Source organism: Formivibrio sp. oc-25, from assembly GCF_055810895.1.
In genome coordinates, this window is record NZ_JBVVOL010000004.1 from 139,690 (window position 1) to 157,597 (window position 17,908).

Genomic DNA, 17,908 nt, shown 5'->3' on the forward strand with positions numbered 1-17,908 from the left:
AAAGATGGTCACAGGCTGCCGTAGGAATGCAGGCCGGCCAGAAACATGTTGACGCCGATAAAGGCAAACAGCGTGATCAGCAGGCCGATCACCGACCACCACGCCAGGATGGCACCGCGCCAGCCCTTTACCAGCCGCACATGCAGCCAGGCAGCATAATTGAGCCAGACGATCAGCGCCCAGGTTTCCTTCGGATCCCAAGACCAGTAACCGCCCCAGGCATCGGCCGCCCACATGGCACCCAGTACCGTGGCGATGGTGAAAAACAGAAAGCCTACGGCAATGGCTCGGTACATGATTTCATCCAGCACGCGCATGTCCGGCAGGTGGCTGGCCAGAATGCCTCGCCGCGCCAGCAGTTGCGCTACGCCGAGCATGGCCGCGAGTGCAAAGGCACCGTAACCGATGAAGTTGGCCGGTACGTGGATCTTCATCCACCACGATTGCAGCGCCGGGATCAGCGGCTGGATTTCATGTGCCTGCCTATCCAGGCTATACCAGACGATAAAACCGACGGCGGCCGAAATCACCAGCAGCACGAACGCGCCCAGCTTGCGTGTCTGGAAGCGTGCTTCGTAAAACAGGTGGAGCAGTGCGGTGATCAGGCAGAACAGCACGAAGACTTCATACAGGTTGGAAACCGGAATATGGCCGACATCCGGCCCGATCAGCCAGGATTCGTGCCAGCGAACCAGCAAGGCCACCAGTGCGGCACCTGCAGCGGCCCAGGTCAGCCCGCTGGCAATGCCCAGGGCCGAATCCGAGCGCCTTAGCAAACCGATCCAGTACAGCAGCGTGGCCAGTACAAACAGCACGCACATCCACATGACCGCCGACTGGCTGGCGAGCAGATACTTGAGCCAGAACGATTGCTGGGCGTTTTCCAGACTACCGCTGTACAACCAGACCGCAAGGCCGGCGACTGCGCCACTGACTGGCAGGAAAATCTGCTGTGCCGGCCAGCGCCAGCCCAGCCAGGCCAGACCGATTGCACTGGCGATCAGAATGCCTTGCTCATAGCCATCCATCAGCCCGGCGTAGCGCCACAATGTGAGCGCGCTGCCAATTAGCAACAGCACGGCAAATGCCGATAGGCGGGAGGTCAATCCGGTGGTCTGATCAGGATGCTTCATGGCTGCTCTCGGCGGTCATTGCTTGCAAAACCGTGTCGAATTCACGGTCCAGGTCATCATTTTTGCGGTTGGCTGTCATGGCGAACAGGGTGCCCTGCGGGCTGATGCGCACCCAGCAGCGCACTTCACGGATATAGAACATGCAGAACACGCCGGCGATCAGCAGCAGGCAGCCCAGATACACGATCGGCTGGCCGGGCGCGCGGGTGAGCTGAAAGCCGCTGGCTTTGACTTCCTCAAAGCCGGTGAGCTGCAGCCAGACTGGCGCGCCATATTCGAACAGGCCGCTGGTGGCGACCAGGCTATCGAGCAGGAAGCGGTACTGCTGTTCATTTACGGCAATGGCTGGCAGGCCGGCAATGCCTTGTGCCACGTCCATGGCGTCGATGACTGCACCTTGCAGCACTTTCAGATAGGTCTGGGCGACGGTCTGGCGCTGTGCTTCGGGGACTTTTTCTTCCAGGAAACGGTCGATGGCCGGAAAACCGCCGGCGGCGAACCGCTCCAGTACGCCGATCACGACATTCTGGAACTGCTCGCGCGCGGCGGTTGATATGCCGCCCCCGGCCTGAGCCTTGGCGCTGGTACGCCGGGCGATTTCGCCAAACAGCGCGGGGTTGAGCAGGGTGCTGCGCAAACGCAGGAAAGTGGCCGTGTCACCCTTGTTGTCCAAGGGAATGCGCGCGAAGCGGAAGGGCGCGTTTGGTTCCTTGCGGCTACCGGAGAGCTGGTAGAGCTGGCCATCCTCGTACAGCGGAGCCAGATAATTGAGGAATTCCACCGCCTGGCCGGCGTTGTCACGCAGCTTGAACTGGATTGACGGCCCGAAATTGCGCGTGTGCTTTTCGGCACGTACCTGGCGGGCGCGCTCAAATGCCGCAGCCATCTTGCCTGCCGGCGCGGAAGCATTGGCGTCCGGCGTCTGGTTTTCGATATTGAAGGCGCGGAAGTCGCCCCACTCCAGCTGGTAGTTGCGCCCTTGCAATGCAATCGGCTGGCTGGTTTGTGAACGCGCCCGCAAGGTGGTGACGGCGCCGGATTTGCCAGACAGGTCATGCTGGCGCAGGGTGATGGCCGAGCCGCCATCGCCAAAGCTGGCCTGGTAAATGGCAATGCCGCGGTATACCAAGGGTTTGTTGACTTCGACCACGGCCCGGCGCAGCACCTTGCCGTTCTGGCGGTCGAGCAGTTCTATCTTGCTGGCAAAACGCTTGGGCTGGCCCGTGGCGTAGTGTTCAACTTCAAAACGCTTGAGCTGGATGGCAAATGGCAGTTCCTGCACGTAATAGCCCTTGCCCGCGTTCAGGAACACCACATCGGCAATGCCTTGCTCAGGGATAGTGACATTGCCGCGAAAGGCATGATTGCTGGACGACAGCCGGCTTTGCTGCGGCACCTGGCTTTGCGGCAGATCACGCACTTCCGGGGTGCGCAAACCAGCCAGTTCCATGAATTTGAGCGGCAGATTGCCATCGAGCAGGCCACCCAGGCAGATCACGACGATGGCCGCATGGGCAAACAGGTAGCCGGCTTTTTGCAAGCGCCCCTTTTTGCCTACGATCAGCCAGTCGGCACCAATCTCCTTTTCCTTGACCTTGAAGCCTTGCTCAGTCAGTGCGCTGATGACCGCTTCACGTTCGCAGGATTGCGCCAGTTCGCGGTGATGGGGCAAGGCGCGCAGTGAATCCTGCGTGGCTTGTTCGCGCCAGCTTTGCATGTCGCGCAGTATCTTGGGCGTATGCCGCCACAAGCACAGGCTGACCGAGATGATCAGAAACAGCAGAATCAGCAGGAAACCGGCAGCATGGTAGATATCGGTCAGGCCGAGTACGTCAAACAGTCTGGCCCAGAATTCGCCGAATTCGATGATATAGCCGGCAGGCGGTTCATTTTGCTTGAGAACGGTGCCGATGATCGATGCAATGGCCAGTACGGTGAGCAGGCTGACGGCAAAGCGCATCGACGAGAGCAGCGTGAACAGCGCTCGGGCGAAAGTCGGGCGGGTAGTGGTCATGGCGGCGGGCGGGCCGGCACGTGTCCGACCCGGGATAATCAGTGCAGGGCCTGGATGTATTCAGCGACAGCCTGGATTTCCTTGTCGGTCATCCGTTCGGCAATCGGCAACATATTCGGGTGGTTGGCGCGCTCGCCGGTGCGGAAGGCTTTCAATTGCGCCACGATATAGGAAGCATGCTGGCCGGCCAGGCGCGGGTACTGGGATGGAATGCCGGCGCCGTTGGGAGAATGGCAGCTCATGCAGGCCGGCAAGCCCTTGCTGGCGATGCCGCCCCGATAGATGGCCTTGCCAGCTTCGATCAGTGCCTTGTCGCTCGCGCCGCGAACTTTAGGCTGCTGGCTGCTGAACCAGGCAGCAGCATCAGCCATGTCGGCATCTGACAGCGGTGTGGCGATACCCAGCATGATCGGGTTCTTGCGCGTACCGTTCTTGAATTCGGTGAGCTGTTTATAGATATATTCCGGGTGCTGTCCGGCAATCACCGGGTTCGCAGCGGCGACACTGTTGCCATCCACGCCGTGACAGGCGATACAAACCTTTTCCGCGATGGCTTTGCCCTTGACCGGGTCACCCTTGGGGGCGGCAATGGCGGATGCCAGTGGCACAAGCAGGAAAGCGGCAAGCAGATAACGCATTTGTATGGGCTCCGGAGGCTGCGCAGGCATAAATGGCATGCGGCATGAGTATGATTTGGATCAATTCTGTTATTCTATATCACGATCCTACCGCAAAATACAACGCTTCTCATGTCGCTTTTCCAATCCCTGCGTTTTCTCACCACCGTCAATGATCTCCGCCAACTGCCGGCCGAAGGTCTGGAAGTGGCGTTTGCCGGCCGCTCCAATGCCGGAAAATCCAGTGCAATCAATACTCTGGCCAATCATACCCGGCTCGCTTTCGTGTCCAAGACACCGGGGCGCACCCAGCATATCAACTATTTCGATTTCGGCGGCGAGCGCCGACTGGTCGATTTGCCCGGCTATGGTTATGCCGAGGTGCCGGTGGCCGTACGGGCGCACTGGGAAAAACTGCTGAGTTATTACCTGATGACGCGAACCAACCTGATCGGCCTGGTCCTGATCATGGATGCACGGCGTCCGCTGACCGAGCTTGATCGGCAGATGATCGACTGGTTCCGACCGACCGGCAAGCCTGTTCACTGCCTGCTGACCAAGGCCGACAAGCTGAGCCGGCAAGATCAGATCAAGACATTGCGCCAGGTCGAAGCCGAATTCGCCGAAGATTCGCTGATGACGGTCCAGCTCTTCTCCAGCCTGAAAAAACAGGGCGTCGAAGAAGTGGAAAACATTGTCGGCGGCTGGTTTGCCGCCGCCAGCTACGAAGCCGCCGAGATCAATCCGATGAATGGCGCCGAATAAGGCCGCTTGCTGCTTGAATTTGTTCTTGTTGGAGCTAGCTTTAAGTCTAGACGTTGTCGTGCGTCTCCCGCTTTCCCTCCCTGAGCGGGGCTTCGCCAGTTGCGAAGCATCAATCGGCCCCGGTCGGCATGTATCTGGCCGGGGTTTCTTTTGGCAAATGTGCAACGCTGCCTGCCTGATATTCCGTTAATCTTGTCCTGCCCGTGAAGCTGCCGGTATGATCATCTTCTAATAATGTGACACAAAGCTTTCTGGTGTTGCTGAAAATGGATCGCCGAACAGCCGGTCCATGCATGCGTGTCTGGATAAACAGACCGGGCCAGTATCTATGAGCGTCGGTCATGCGGAGGGGAGTGGATGTCCAATCTTGCAGGCGTGAAGGTGATGGTAATCGATGACAGCAACACCATTCGCCGTAGCGCGGAAATCTTCCTGGGCCAGGCCGGTTGTGATGTGATCCTTGCGGAAGATGGTTTTGATGCCCTGGCCAAAATCGCCGATCATCACCCCGACCTTATTTTTGTTGATGTCATGATGCCCAGGCTTGATGGCTATCAGACCTGTTCCCTGATCAAGAAAAATCCCCGCTTCAAGGCGACCCCGGTCGTGATGCTGTCCTCCAAGGATGGCCTTTTCGATCGTGCGCGTGGCCGCATGGTCGGGTCGGACCAATACCTGACAAAACCTTTTACCAAGGACAGCCTGCTCGCCTCGGTGCGCGAGCATGTGCATCGTCCGGATTAAACAAGACATGTGGAGTATGTGAAATGGCTATCAAGAAAATCCTGATCGTTGATGATTCCCCTACCGAGCGCCACTTTCTGGGCGAATTGCTGACCAAGAACGGTTTTCAGGTGTTGACGCTTGAATCCGGTGAAGAGGCGGTAGCACGTACTGCCGAATTGTCCCCCGACCTGATTCTGATGGATGTGGTCATGCCCGGCATGAACGGCTTCCAGGCCACGCGCACGATCAGCCGCAACGAGGCGACCAAAAATATCCCGATCATCATGTGTACTTCCAAGAACCAGGAAACGGACATGGTCTGGGCCAAACGCCAGGGGGCGGTGGAGTATGTAGTCAAGCCGATTGATCCGCAGGAGTTGCTGGGCAAGATCGCTGCGCTGTGAAAGCGTACGGATTTGATCCAGTCGAGGCTTGACGTGGTCGTCATGCCGGTCTTCACCGGGCGACGAACGGAACCAGAATCTAAGAACCTGATCACGGCTTCGCGGCAAGATTGTGAACAAGTTCTAATACCGGAGCAGGCGCAGCATGTCCAAACGGTTCAGTTTGCGTGAGTATCAGGAAAACATGCTGGGCCGCATGAAAAAAGCCTCGGCCCAGTCGCAGATCGATGCTCGTCTCGGGGTTGAACTGGGCGGACGCAGCTGGTTGATCGATCTGGCCGATACTGCTGAAGTGTTGCCGGTGCCGGTCATCAGCAGTGTGCCGCTGGCGCAGGGCTGGTTGCGTGGCGTGGCCAATGTGCGTGGCAACCTGTTCAGTGTCGTCGATTTGCAGGCCTTCATGGGCGAAGAGGCACAGACCCTGACGGCGCTATCGCGCATCCTGCCCATCCACCCCCGTATCCTGCCGCATTCGGCCCTGCTGGTTGAACGCATGCTCGGGATCAAGCACCTAGCCGACATGGTGCCGCAAGCGCAGGACACCGCTGCGCCGGGATGGCGTGCCGAGCGCTACACCGATGCGGGTGGCCGAGAGTGGGGGGAGTTGAATATCAAGTTGCTGGCCAGCGAGCCAGCGTTTCTGCAAACCGGAATCATTGCCTGATCTGATTGATTACACAATTCGAGCCGCAAGGCCGCGCAAGGGGAGTAAGACATGTCGGTGCTGGATAGGATCAAAGGGGCGTTTTCCAGTAAAAAGGATAAACAGGCTTTCAGTCCGCTCAGTACGAGCTGGATCATGGACAAGATCAAGCTGCCGGACATGGCGGACGAGAAGGCGCTGCGGCCTCTTCCTCTGGTGGGGCACTTGCCCTACCGCCAGCAGATGGCGGTGCTGCTGCTGGCCCTGATTGTTTCTGGCCTGCTGTTTGTGGTGCTGCTGTATGGCATTTATCTGTATACCAGCCATTACGCCAAGATGCGTTCGGCTGCCACGGAAATGCAGGTGTTGTCGCAGCGGATTGCGCGTTCTTCCGGCTCGGCCTTGCTGGGTAGTCCGGAAGGCTTCTTCATTCTTGAATCGTCGGTGGCTAAGTTCGAGACCAACCTCGGTTTGATTGAAAACGAGAGTGCACTCTGGCTGAGCGATAGTCCCGAGAGACGAGCCCACCTCGATCTGATCCAGGCTAGATGGACTGAGAATTTCCGTCCGAACAAGAACAAGCCCAACCTGCATTCGATTTTCCGCAACAAGGATGCCCTGACTGCGATTGCCAAGGCGGTTTCTTCGTCCGCAGCCAGCGATAAGGATCTGGAACTGCTGCTTAACGTGTTGATTCACGTTGAGCCGGTGTATGAAGAAATTACACCGACCAACCTCAAGCAGCTGGAACAGTTGCCGCAGGTCCATCTGCGCATGGTGAAGAACGCCAGCTTGCTGCAGACCGGCGAGACCTCATCGCGCAAGGTGTTTGAAGTGCTTAACCAGGATGTGTCGCTGTTCAACACCATCCTCAAGGGATTGCGCGATGGCAATGCATCGTTGGGCATGACGCCGGTGCGCTCAGAGGGGCTGCTCAATGCCATTGGTGAAGTCGAAAAGTTGTCCAGCCATTTCACCGAGCTGGTTTCGCTGCTGAACGTATCCAGCCAATCGCTGGATGAAGCCTTTGCCGCCAACAAGAACATCGTGCGCGATTCCGAGGTTCTGTTCGATGCGGCCGGTGTTTTGGCCGACTTGTATGAAGGCAAGACCCGTACGCTGGGCGCCAATATCGCCCTGGTGCTGTTTGCCGCGATTGCTTTTGGCTCCTTGTATCTGCTGATTCGTTCGTTCAACCAGGAAGCCGTGCGTCGGCGTTTGCGTTCTGAAGCCGAGAACCGGCGTAACCAGGATGCGATTTTGCGCCTGCTGAACGACATGGCTGATCTGGCTGATGGTGACCTGACCGTGCGGGCTGCGGTGACGGAAGACCTGACCGGCGCGATTGCCGACTCGATCAACTACACGATTGAAGAGCTGCGTACGCTGATTACCGAGATCAACCGCGCAACCGAGCAGGTGAACAAGACCACCGATCAGGCGCAAACCATTTCGACCGAACTGCTGCAGGCGGCGGAGCGGCAATCGCACGAGATTGAAGCCACTGGCCAGACCGTCGACCAGATCGTGCATTCCATCCAGCAGGTTTCCGGCTCGGCCGGTGAATCCTCGCGGGTGGCGGAATCTTCGCTGTCGGCTGCCGAGCGTGGCGCCGAGGCGGTGAACAACCAGATCAAGGGCATGAACGAAATCCGCGAACAGATTCAGGAAACCGCCAAGCGCATCAAGCGCCTAGGTGAATCCTCGCAGGAAATTGGTGAAATCGTTGAGCTGATCTCGGATATTACCGAGCAGACCAACGTGCTGGCGCTCAATGCCGCGATCCAGGCCGCAGCGGCAGGCGAGGCTGGACGGGGCTTCTCGGTGGTGGCTGAAGAAGTGCAGCGACTGGCGGAACGTTCCGGTGAAGCCACCAAGCAGATCGGCGCTATCGTCAAGGTGATTCAGGCCGATACGCACGATGCCGTGGCGGCAATGGAACTGTCCACGCAAGGTGTGGTGGAAGGGGCCAAGCTGTCGGATGCCGCCGGTACGGCGCTGTCCGAAATTGGCCGGGTTTCGCGCGAACTGGCACGTCTGATTCAATCGATTGCCCAGGAAACCGAAGATCAGACGCAGCTGGCGGCACGCGTGAGTGCCGCGATGCGCGAGATTCAGGCCATTACCGAGCAAACCACGACCGGTACCAAGTCTTCGGCCGAAACCGTGGCGCAAATGACAACGCTGGCAGCCGAACTGAAAAATTCGGTTGCCGGCTTCAAACTCTGATTCGCATTTGGTCGATTGCATGGGAAGCTGAATGAGTCCGCACACTGAATTCGACAAGGGTTCGCTGATCTGGGTAAAGAGCGAGATCGAGGAAACCCTCTCCCGTGCCCGTGAAGCCATGTTGCAGTTTGCCGAGGGGGGCGGCGAGTCTTCGTTGCGTCATGCCCAAACCCATCTGCATCAGGCAGCCGGCGCTCTGACCATGGTCGATCTGGCCGGGCTGGCGCGTTTTTGCGAAGAGCTGGAGCAGGCCGCCGCACAGTTGATCCGGATTGAGAGCGCTCCGGACAGCGTTCCACTGCTGCTGCGCGGCCTGGAGGCAGTGCGTGTCTATCTGGATCGCCTGATGGCCGGCATGCCCAATACACCGTTGCTGCTCAAGCCGCTGTTTGCCGAAATCGCCCGCTTGCGCCAGGGCGAAACCAGCGGGGCCGAACTGTTCTTCCCCAATTTGCAACTGGATTTGCCGCAAGGCTTGCCGCAAAAACGATGGCCGGATGGCGAGCTGAAGGATGAGTTGCTCAGGCAGCGCCGGCGTTTTGAAAGCGGCCTGCTGCACTGGCTGCAAGGAGAGCGGACTGCTGCCCAGGCAATGGCGGCCAGTCTGGCCGATGTGGCGGCCTGCCAGACCAGTGCCGTGGCGCGCACGTTCTGGTGGTCGGCAGCGGCATTTGCCTTGGGCCTTGCAGGCAACCGGGCAGAGATCGACCTTGATACGCGTCAGTTGCTGATGCGCCTGAATCTCCAGCTGCGTCGCCTGGTGGAGGGATCCGGCAAGGTCGCCGAGCGCCTGTTCCGCGATACCTTGTATGTGCTGGCGCAAATGGATTGCGACAGCAAACTGGTCAAACATCTGCAGCAGGCTTTTGCCCTGGATGCCTTGATTCCCTCTGCAGCGGCGATGCAGGCCGGGATTGATCCGCTGGGCGATACGCAGGCCACGGTCCTGAGCGAAGAATTGCGCGGTTTGAAGGAAACCTGGTCGCGTATCGCCAGTGGGCAACATGACCGTTTACCGCAGTTTGCGCAGCAACTGACTATTTTTGTCGCCAAGACACATGCCTTGCCGATTCCGGCGCTGGATCAGCTCTGGGATGGGTTGCTCGGTGCGCTGTTGCAACTCGGTGACAAAGCGCCCGGTGAAGATGCTGCGCTGGAAATGGCAACCGGTCTGCTCCTGGCCGACAACGCTTTGGCAGCCTATCCCGACATTGCCCCGGATTTCCCGCAACAGGTGGATGCCCTGTTGCAACGCTTGACCAATCCGCAGGCACAACAGCCTGTTCCACTGCTGGATTCCATCAGTCGGCAAGCGCAAGAGCGTTTGCTGGAAACCCAGATTGCCCAGGAAATCCGGACCAATCTGCGTGAAATAGAAGAGCGGCTGGATGCCTATTTCCGCGAGCCGGATAGCCAGCGAGCGGGCTTGTCCGCGTTGGTAACGCCCTTGCGTCAGGTGCAGGGTGCACTGCTGATGCTGGATCGGCCCGATGCGGTCGATCTGGTTCAATCTTGTCAGCAGCGTATCGATGCCCTGCTTGAGCAGGTGGCCCCCGCCCAGTCCGAACTCGAAGATCTGGCCGAAGCGCTGTCCACGCTGGGTTTCTATATCGACAGCCTGGCGCAGGGACGCGAGCAGCCGGAATTGCTGCTGCCGGCATTGCAGCGCTTGCAGGGCGAAGCACACCCGCAGACAGCCACGCCGGTATTGAATGAAGTACTGGAAGCCGAGCCGCCAGCCGGCCAGGTCGCGACGGAATCACTCGCTGCCCCGGCGCCGGTCGTGCCGGAAACCCGGCCGTTGCCCGCGAGCGATGCTGCAATCGATGCCGAATTGCTGGATGTCTACCTGGAAGAAGCGGTCGAAGTCTTGTCGACCGTGGCACAGCAGTTGGAGGTGTGTCTGCATGATCCGGCCGATCGTGAAGCACTGACCTTGATTCGTCGCGGTTTCCACACCCTCAAGGGCAGTGGCCGCATGGTCGGGCTCTACAATCTGGGTGAAGTTGCCTGGGCTGCCGAGCAGCTGCTGAACAAACTGCTGCAACTGGAAAAACCAGCTTCCCCGGCTGTGCTGGAGTTGATTGAATCCGTGCACCAGGCCTTTGGTGGCTGGGTTGAATCCTTACGTTCGAGTGGCTCGGTTGAGGTCGAGGCTGCGGCCTTGATCGCACGTGCCGGCCAGATCCGTGATGGCCTGGAACAGCAGCCTGCGCCTGAGGCGCAAGTGGACGTTGTTTCTGAGCCTGCGGCGGAAGAAGCACCCGAAGAAGTACTGGCGCTGGCAGAGTCTGCCGGTGATGCCAGCGAGATTGTGATCGGCGAAATCCGGATCTCGCCCACGCTGTTTGCCATTTTCCAGGAAGAAGCCAACCGTTATCTGGAAATGCTGCAGCGCGGCGTGGTGGTGTTATCCAACCAGGGCCCGGCCGAACCCGATTTCATTCTGGCCGCACATACGCTGGGCGGGATTGCTTCGACCACCGGTTTCCGTTCGCTGGGCGAGCTTTCCTATGCGCTGGAGCAGGCGTTGCAGAAGCTCGGCGACGATGCCTGGCATGAAACCGACTTGTTCGGTGAAACCGTATTTGCGCTCGATAGCATGCTTGGTAGCATTTTCCAGCGCGCCATGCCCGGCGACACGCCCGATCTGCTCAACCGCCTGCATGCGGTCGAAGCGAATGCGCCATTGCTGTTGCTCGATGATGAAGATAGCGGCATTACGCTGGCACTCGAAGAAGAGTTGCCGATCGAGGCGGTTGACGAAGAGGTCGAGTCAGGCGAGATCACGGCTTCGACGATCTCTTCAATCGGCATTGAAGCCGCAAGCGGGCCGGAATTGCCGGCGCTGGATATCTTGCCGGCAGTGGATGACGAGGAAGAGAAATTCACAGAACTGCTCGATGACGCGCAGATACTGGAAATCCTGACCAATCCCGATGACGAGGGGTTGCCGATCGATATCGCTGAGGCGGCATCGCTGGATGTGCCGGTGCGCCACGAAGAGGTGGCCCAGGGCGAAGATCTGGTGGCCGCGACAGTGGTCGCGGCTGATGTCGGTCTGCCGCTTGAAGAAACGCCCGCACTGGCGGTAAGCGAAGACACCGCATTGCTCAGCGAACTTGAAACAGCAAGCATCGCGGCTGAAAAAGTGCAAGGCCAGGCGGGGCTGGCGACACAGCTGGAGGAAATCAAGGCCAGCTTTGCCGACGATATCGATGAACAGTTGCTGCCGGTGTTTATCGAAGAAGCCGATGAGCTGATGCCGGTCGTGAGCGCCTGTCTGCTGGCGCTGACGGAAAACCCTGACGATTCGCCGGCATTGCTACGCCTGAAGCGTACCCTGCATACCATGAAGGGCAGCGCGCGCATGACGGGTGCGATGCGCATGGGCGAGGCCGCACACCGCATGGAGTCCCGCCTGGAGCAGGTGACCAAGCCGGGCGAGACGTTGCTGGATCTGCTGGATAATGATTATGAACTGCTGCGGTTGATTTTCGATGAGGTCAGTGGCCGGTCCGCGCCTGTTTCTACAGGCGCTGGTGTTCCAGGTGCGGAAGCCGCGGCATTGCCGCAGCAGCATGTACCGGGGCTGGGACTGCCCGAGCCGGAAGGCCGGGCCACGATCCGGGTCAAGTCCGATCTGGTGGATGAACTCGTCAATCAGGCGGGTGAAATCGCGATTGCGCGCTCACGTATCGAAGCCGAAATGCTGGCGCTCAAGGGCACGCTTTCCGATCTGACGGAGAACGTCGTCCGCTTGCGCAGCCAGTTGCGCGAGATCGAAATCCAGGCTGAAAGCCAGATGCAGGCGCGCGAGAAGGAATTGCTGGAACACGAAGCCCGCTTTGATCCGTTGGAATTCGACCGCTTTACCCGCCTGCAGGAACTGACCCGTTTCCTGGCCGAAAGCGTCAACGACGTCGGCAACGTGCAGCAGAGCTTGCTCAAGAACCTGGATGAATCGAATGCCGCGCTGACGGCGCAGGCGCGCATGACGCGCGATCTGCAGCAAAGCCTGATGCGGGTGCGGCTGGTGCCATTCAACAGTATTGCCGACCGCCTGTACCGGCTGGCGCGTACTACCGGCAAAGAGGTGGGCAAGAAGGTCAACCTTGAAATCAAGGGCGGCGCGGTGGAAATCGACCGCGGTGTGCTGGAAAAAATGGTTTCGCCGTTCGAGCACATGCTGCGCAATGCGATTGACCATGGTCTGGAAAATGCGCCGGATCGCCTGGCATCGGGCAAATCGGAGTTTGGCGAAATCCAGATCGAGGTGCGTCAGGAAGGCAATGAATTGTTGCTGACCCTGCAGGATGACGGTCGAGGCCTGGATCTGGCGCGCATTCGCCAGCGCGCGCAGGAAACCGGGCTGATCCAGCCGGAACAGGTGCTGTCCGATCACGAATTGGCGATGTTGATTTTTGAGCCGGGCTTCTCGACTGCTGACAGTGTGACCCAGTTGTCCGGTCGCGGTATCGGCATGGACGTGGTCAAGAACGAAATCAGCAACCTGGCTGGCCGCATTGATGTGCAGAGTACACCTGGCACCGGCACCACTTTCCAGATCCGTCTGCCGCTGTCTCTGGCAGTGACCCAGGTTCTGCTGGTACGTGCCGGCGAGCGCACTATTGCGATCCCGGCCGTTCTGGTCGAGCAGGTGCAGGAACTCAAGCATGACCCGCTGGCCAAGCTGTATCAGGATCGTGAACAGTTGTGGCAGGGGCAGCGTTATCCGTTTGCCTATCTTCCGCATCTATTGGGCGATCTGGCGCGCCAGCCCGAACAGAAACGCTACTCCACCGTGCTGCTTCTGCGTTCGGGTAATGACAGGCTGGCACTGCATATCGATGAACTGGTCAAGAATCTGGAAGTGGTGGTCAAGCAGATCGGACCGCAGCTGGCGCGAGTACCCGGCGTGGTGGGTGGTACGGTGCTGGGCAGTGGAGAGATCGTTTTGATCACCAATCCGCTGCAATTGCTGCCGTTGATGGCGCATATCGCCAGTGTATCTGCGGATGTCCGCCAGCCTGCAGATTCGCAGGCAGTGGAAACGCAAACCCTGCATACGGCGCCGGTGGTGATGGTGGTGGATGATTCGCTCACCGTGCGCAAGATCACCAGCCGGTTGCTGACGCGTGAAGGCTATCAGGTCGTGGTGGCCAAGGATGGTGTGGATGCCTTGCAGCAGATGCAGGAAGTCCGGCCATCAGTCATGCTGGTGGATATCGAGATGCCGCGCATGGACGGATTCGAGCTGACGCGCAACGTGCGTGCAGCACCGGATACGCGTGATATCCCGATCATCATGATTACCTCGCGGACTGCGGACAAGCACCGCAAGGTGGCATTCGATCTCGGCGTGAATGTGTTCCTGGGCAAGCCTTATCAGGAAGAGGAACTGCTCGGGCATATCCGCAATTTTGTCGAGGTTTGATTCGCTTCTTCATTGATGACGCACCCCGCGCAGGCGGGGTGTTTGTTTTTGGGTATACGCAGCGCAATTGAAAAAAAACGTTTAGAATCGCGGCCTTCGAGGTGCCGGCATGTTCATGCCGGTTAAACGGGAAACAGGTGAAAAACCTGTGCTGCCCCTGCAACGGTGAGCAAGTGTGGGTCTGCCAACAAGCCACTGCGCGAAAGCGCGGGAAGGCGGCAGATCAAGTCTTGCCAGCCCGGATACCGGCCTTGGACTTCGGCGAGCAGCCGAAGCGGGTTCAGTCAGTCTGCAACCCAATCGCGCGGCAGGGTGCACGCGGCGGAGAATCCATCGCGCCACCTGAGCCGTGCCAGTCTTCCGCCATTGCATCCGCCGTTACCTCAAACCCCTGTTACGCAGCGGGCGTAACATCTGGAGTATTGTTTCATGCAATGGCGTTCCCTTCCTGTTTTCCCCTGTATGGTCCTGGCCGCAGCATCGGTGCAAGCCGGCGAGACCGAAACCATTATCGAGTTGCCTGAAACGGTGATCACGGCAGCGCGCGTGGCGCAGTCGCAGCGTGAAGTCATCGGCGATGTCACCGTGATCAGCCGCAAGGAGCTTGAAGCCCAGCGCGGCCAGACGCTGGTCGAGGTACTGTCGCAGCAGCCGGGCGTGCAGATCACCAACGCCGGTGGTGCCGGCAAGACTTCCAGTGTTTACCTGCGTGGAGCCAATGCCAGCCAGACGCTGGTTCTGATCGATGGCATGCGCTGGGGTTCTGCTACGCTGGGCTCAGCCAGTCTGCAGGATCTGCCGCTGGAGCAGATCGATCGCATCGAAATTCTGCGCGGTGCCGCAGCGAGTCTGTACGGGTCGGATGCTATCGGTGGCGTGATTCAGATCTTTACCCGTCAGGGCGGCAAGACTCCGCGTACGGTCGTGGAAGTCGGTTTGGGTAGCGACGGTACCCGTGCTGCCAGTGCCAGTGTCTCGGGCAGCGCGGGCGATACCCGTTATTCGCTGGGTCTGGCACATAACCAGACCGATGGTGTCAATGTCAGCAGCAGCCCGACCAACTCCGGGTATTACCCGGATAGCGATGGCTACCGCAATACCAGCGTGAGCGCTGCCATCAGCCACAAGATCAATGAGGCAAACGAAATCGGCACCAATCTGCTGTTGGCCAAGGCCCGTAACCAGCGCGATGGCTATGTGAACGATGCGTTCTGGAATGCTGCTGCACAGGAATACGATTACCGGGGTGAATCACGGCAGGCATCAGCCAGCCTCTGGAGTCGCCATGCACTCACGGATATCTGGACGACCCGATTGCTGGCTGGTTACAGCATGGACGACAGCGATGATTTCACGCCGGTTTCGGATACCGATCTAAGCGATAGCAAGGCAAGCTATACCACACGCCAGGTTCAGCTGGGCTGGCAGAACGATATCCGGGTCGGGCCGGGAACGGCGACACTGGGCATGGAAACGCTGGAACAGCGCATTGCCAGCAGCGAGGACTACCCGGTGAAACAGCGTCGCATCAACAGCCTGTTGGGTGGTTATCTGGTCAAGCTGGGTGACTGGAACCTGCAGGCCAATGTGCGCAACGATGACAACTCGCAATTCGGTAACCATACCAGTGGGCAGGCCGGTGCGAGCTGGCAGTTCCTGCCAGCCTGGCAGGCCGGTGGCAATATCGGTACTGGTTTCCGTGCACCGTCGTTCAATGATCTGTATTTCCCGGATGATGGCTATGGCAACAAGGGCAACCCGAACCTGCAGCCTGAAAAATCCCTGAACCGGGAAGTGTTCGTGCGTTACCGGCAGGACGGGTTGCAAGCTGGGCTGACGCTGTTCCGCAACCGGGTCAGCAATCTGATCGAATGGGCGCCGGTTGATCCGAATGATACCTGGGGGCCATGGCAGCCGAGCAATGTCGGGCGTGCCATGCTGCGAGGCGCCAGCCTGCAGGCTTCCTGGCAGGGAGAGGTGTTCAGCTTTGGCGGTAACTATGATTGGCTCGATGCCCGCGATATCTCGGGCGGCGACAACGATGGCAAGCAGTTGACCTATCGTGCCCGCCAGTCCGGCGCGCTGCATGCGGGCGTCAAGCTGGGTGACTGGCAGCTTCGCAGCGAACTCAAGCTGGTGGGTAAGCGCTATACCAATACCACCAACACCGAGCGTGTAGCAGGTTATGGCTTGGTGAACCTGGCAGCGAACTGGCAGTTTGCCCGCGACTGGCAGCTCAATGCCCGTCTGAACAATGTGCTCGACAACGATTATGTCTCGGTCAAGGATTACGCCATGCCGGGTCGCAATGTCTATGTCGGCCTGCGCTGGAGCATGTAATGCCGGTTGAACTGATCCTGGGCGGGGCGCGCAGCGGCAAGAGTCGCCATGCGCTCAATCAGGCGCTGGCCCATGCCGGGCCGGTGATCTGGGTGGCCACGGCGCAAGCTTATGATGACGAGATGCGAGAACGCATCTCGCATCATCAGTCTGAACGCCCGCCGCACTGGCAAACGCTGGAGGAGCCGTTGCAACTGGCTGCTGCATTGGCTGCCAACCGGGATCAGTTCACGGTGGTGGATTGCCTCACGCTCTGGCTGACCAACTGGCTGTGCCGCGACGACGAAGCGGCCTGGCTGGCCGAGCGGCGGGCATTCCTGACAGAATTGGTGCAAGCGCGAACAGGGTCGTTGCTGCTGGTCAGCAACGAAGTGGGATTCGGCATCGTGCCAGATAACGCACTGGCGCGGCGTTTCCGCGATGAAGCCGGACGATTGCATCAGGACATTGCGCGCAGTGTGCCGCGCGTGACCCTGGTGGTGGCCGGCATCCCCATGCCGGTAAAAAAGGAAGGATGATGAATAATCGTTGGTGGCAACAGCCGGTACAGGCTGTGTGCCAGGCATCGCAAGCCGCCGCAGCGGCGCGCCAGCAGCAGTTGACCAAACCGTCCGGCTCGCTGGGCGAACTCGAAGCGCTGGCAATCCGGCTGGCCGGGATGCAGGGCCGGGTGTGTCCGCAAGTGCAGCAACCGTGGATCAGCATTTTTGCCGCCGATCATGGCGTGGCGGTGGCCGGTGTTTCGGCTTTTCCTGCCGAGGTCACCGCACAGATGGTGGCCAACTTTTCTGCAGGCGGTGCGGCAATCTGCGTACTGGCACGCCAGATTCGGGCGCAGTTCGAGGTCGTTGATGTCGGCGTGATGAGCGATACCTCGGCGCTGCCCGGCGTGGTACAGGCCAAGGTGATGCCGGGTACAGCCAACTTTCTGGAAGCGCCGGCGATGACTGTGACCCAGTGCGAGGCCGCGCTGGATGCAGGTCGCGCCGCGGTGGCGCGGGCGCTGGCGGCTGGTGCCGATTGCTTCATTGCCGGTGAGATGGGCATCGGCAATACCACGAGCGCAAGTGCACTGGCCTGTGTATGGCTCGATAGCTCGCCCGATGAGCTGGCCGGTCCGGGAACGGGGCTGAACCCGGCCGGCGTGTCACGCAAGGCGTTCCTGATCTCGGTGGCGCTCAAGAAGCAGGCGGCGCGCCTCGATTCGCCGCTGACCGTGCTGGCCACGCTGGGCGGGTGTGAAATTGCTGCCATGGCGGGTGCCTATCTGGCGGCAGCGCAAGCCGGTCTGCCGGTGATCGTGGATGGCTTCATCAGCAGCGTGGCCGCGCTGGCGGCCGTGAAGCTCAATCCGGGCGTACTGGACTGGCTGATCTTCGGTCACCAGTCGGCCGAACCTGCGCATGCACGTGTTCTGGCTGCGCTGGCGGGTCAGCCGCTGGTACGCTTGAATCTGCGTCTGGGCGAAGGCAGCGGTGCCGCCACGGCCTTTCCACTGGTGCAACTGGCCTGTGCGCTGCATGGGCAGATGGCCACGTTTGCCGAGGCCGGGGTTTCCAGTTCATAGTCGTGCTGCGAGATTTTCTCTGTAGGATGGACT

The 17,908-nt window shown here is 59.6% G+C and carries 12 protein-coding genes and 1 riboswitch; of the genes, 9 read left to right on the top strand and 3 right to left on the bottom strand.

Annotated features, from left to right (window positions below):
* Positions 1 to 8: 8 nt before the first annotated feature.
* The 3 genes from ccsB to AC0KVQ_RS04210 are packed head-to-tail and all read right to left on the bottom strand — an operon-like array spanning position 9 to position 3,785.
* A complete protein-coding gene (gene ccsB / locus AC0KVQ_RS04200; RefSeq protein ID WP_473419873.1) occupies positions 9 to 1,133 on the bottom strand; it encodes a c-type cytochrome biogenesis protein CcsB in 1,125 nt (374 codons plus the stop codon).
* Positions 1,120 to 3,147: a cytochrome c biogenesis protein ResB gene (locus AC0KVQ_RS04205; protein ID WP_473419874.1), complete on the bottom strand. Its 2,028-nt coding sequence runs from the start codon at positions 3,145 to 3,147 to the stop codon at positions 1,120 to 1,122. The genes ccsB and AC0KVQ_RS04205 overlap by 14 nt, the downstream gene beginning before the upstream one ends.
* Before the next feature lie 38 nt (positions 3,148 to 3,185).
* Entirely contained in the window at positions 3,186 to 3,785 is a 600-nt protein-coding gene (locus tag AC0KVQ_RS04210) for a c-type cytochrome (protein WP_473419875.1), read from the bottom strand.
* A 111-nt stretch (positions 3,786 to 3,896) separates the two neighbouring features.
* On the opposite strand from AC0KVQ_RS04210, the gene yihA reads away from it, so the two are divergent.
* From yihA to cobT, 9 genes are all read left to right on the top strand, one after another.
* Positions 3,897 to 4,529 carry a ribosome biogenesis GTP-binding protein YihA/YsxC gene (gene yihA, locus AC0KVQ_RS04215; RefSeq protein ID WP_473419876.1) on the top strand — a complete coding sequence of 211 codons (633 nt, stop codon included), beginning with the start codon at positions 3,897 to 3,899 and terminating at the stop codon, positions 4,527 to 4,529.
* A gap of 357 nt (positions 4,530 to 4,886) precedes the next feature.
* Positions 4,887 to 5,273 (top strand): twitching motility response regulator PilG, encoded by a 387-nt coding sequence (gene pilG, locus AC0KVQ_RS04220; RefSeq protein WP_473419877.1) that lies wholly within the window; start codon positions 4,887 to 4,889, stop codon positions 5,271 to 5,273.
* Between the two features lie 23 nt (positions 5,274 to 5,296).
* On the top strand, positions 5,297 to 5,659 hold the full coding sequence (locus AC0KVQ_RS04225) for a response regulator (protein ID WP_473419878.1): 363 nt from the start codon (positions 5,297 to 5,299) through the stop codon (positions 5,657 to 5,659).
* Between the two features lie 145 nt (positions 5,660 to 5,804).
* A complete protein-coding gene (locus tag AC0KVQ_RS04230) occupies positions 5,805 to 6,323 on the top strand; it encodes a chemotaxis protein CheW (protein WP_473419879.1) in 519 nt (172 codons plus the stop codon).
* Between the two features lie 135 nt (positions 6,324 to 6,458).
* The gene (locus tag AC0KVQ_RS04235; RefSeq protein WP_473419880.1) at positions 6,459 to 8,531 is read left to right on the top strand and encodes a methyl-accepting chemotaxis protein; all 2,073 of its coding nucleotides are present in this window, start codon (positions 6,459 to 6,461) and stop codon (positions 8,529 to 8,531) included.
* Between the two features lie 31 nt (positions 8,532 to 8,562).
* Entirely contained in the window at positions 8,563 to 13,968 is a 5,406-nt protein-coding gene (locus tag AC0KVQ_RS04240) for an Hpt domain-containing protein (RefSeq protein WP_473419881.1), read from the top strand.
* 82 nt (positions 13,969 to 14,050) lie between these two features.
* Positions 14,051 to 14,236, top strand: a riboswitch (cobalamin riboswitch).
* Positions 14,237 to 14,397: 161 nt separating this feature from the next.
* Positions 14,398 to 16,308, top strand: a complete 1,911-nt coding sequence (locus tag AC0KVQ_RS04245) for a TonB-dependent receptor domain-containing protein (RefSeq protein ID WP_473419882.1) — start codon at positions 14,398 to 14,400, stop codon at positions 16,306 to 16,308.
* Entirely contained in the window at positions 16,308 to 16,826 is a 519-nt protein-coding gene (cobU, locus tag AC0KVQ_RS04250) for a bifunctional adenosylcobinamide kinase/adenosylcobinamide-phosphate guanylyltransferase (protein WP_473419883.1), read from the top strand. The genes AC0KVQ_RS04245 and cobU overlap by 1 nt, the downstream gene beginning before the upstream one ends.
* Positions 16,823 to 17,875, top strand: coding sequence for a nicotinate-nucleotide--dimethylbenzimidazole phosphoribosyltransferase (gene cobT / locus AC0KVQ_RS04255; protein WP_473419884.1), 1,053 nt, complete (start codon positions 16,823 to 16,825; stop codon positions 17,873 to 17,875). The genes cobU and cobT overlap by 4 nt, the downstream gene beginning before the upstream one ends.
* The last annotated feature ends 33 nt before the right edge of the window (positions 17,876 to 17,908 follow it).

Bases quoted from the DNA above. Each gene is read 5' to 3' on its own strand.
- ccsB (WP_473419873.1), bottom strand. From the start codon at position 1,133: ATGAAGCATCCTGATCAGACCACCGGATTGACCTCCCGCCTATCGGCA.
- AC0KVQ_RS04205 (WP_473419874.1), bottom strand. From the start codon at position 3,147: ATGACCACTACCCGCCCGACTTTCGCCCGAGCGCTGTTCACGCTGCTC.
- AC0KVQ_RS04210 (WP_473419875.1), bottom strand. From the start codon at position 3,785: ATGCGTTATCTGCTTGCCGCTTTCCTGCTTGTGCCACTGGCATCCGCC.
- yihA (WP_473419876.1), top strand. From the start codon at position 3,897: ATGTCGCTTTTCCAATCCCTGCGTTTTCTCACCACCGTCAATGATCTC.
- pilG (WP_473419877.1), top strand. From the start codon at position 4,887: ATGTCCAATCTTGCAGGCGTGAAGGTGATGGTAATCGATGACAGCAAC.
- AC0KVQ_RS04225 (WP_473419878.1), top strand. From the start codon at position 5,297: ATGGCTATCAAGAAAATCCTGATCGTTGATGATTCCCCTACCGAGCGC.
- AC0KVQ_RS04230 (WP_473419879.1), top strand. From the start codon at position 5,805: ATGTCCAAACGGTTCAGTTTGCGTGAGTATCAGGAAAACATGCTGGGC.
- AC0KVQ_RS04235 (WP_473419880.1), top strand. From the start codon at position 6,459: ATGGACAAGATCAAGCTGCCGGACATGGCGGACGAGAAGGCGCTGCGG.
- AC0KVQ_RS04240 (WP_473419881.1), top strand. From the start codon at position 8,563: ATGAGTCCGCACACTGAATTCGACAAGGGTTCGCTGATCTGGGTAAAG.
- AC0KVQ_RS04245 (WP_473419882.1), top strand. From the start codon at position 14,398: ATGCAATGGCGTTCCCTTCCTGTTTTCCCCTGTATGGTCCTGGCCGCA.
- cobU (WP_473419883.1), top strand. From the start codon at position 16,308: ATGCCGGTTGAACTGATCCTGGGCGGGGCGCGCAGCGGCAAGAGTCGC.
- cobT (WP_473419884.1), top strand. From the start codon at position 16,823: ATGATGAATAATCGTTGGTGGCAACAGCCGGTACAGGCTGTGTGCCAG.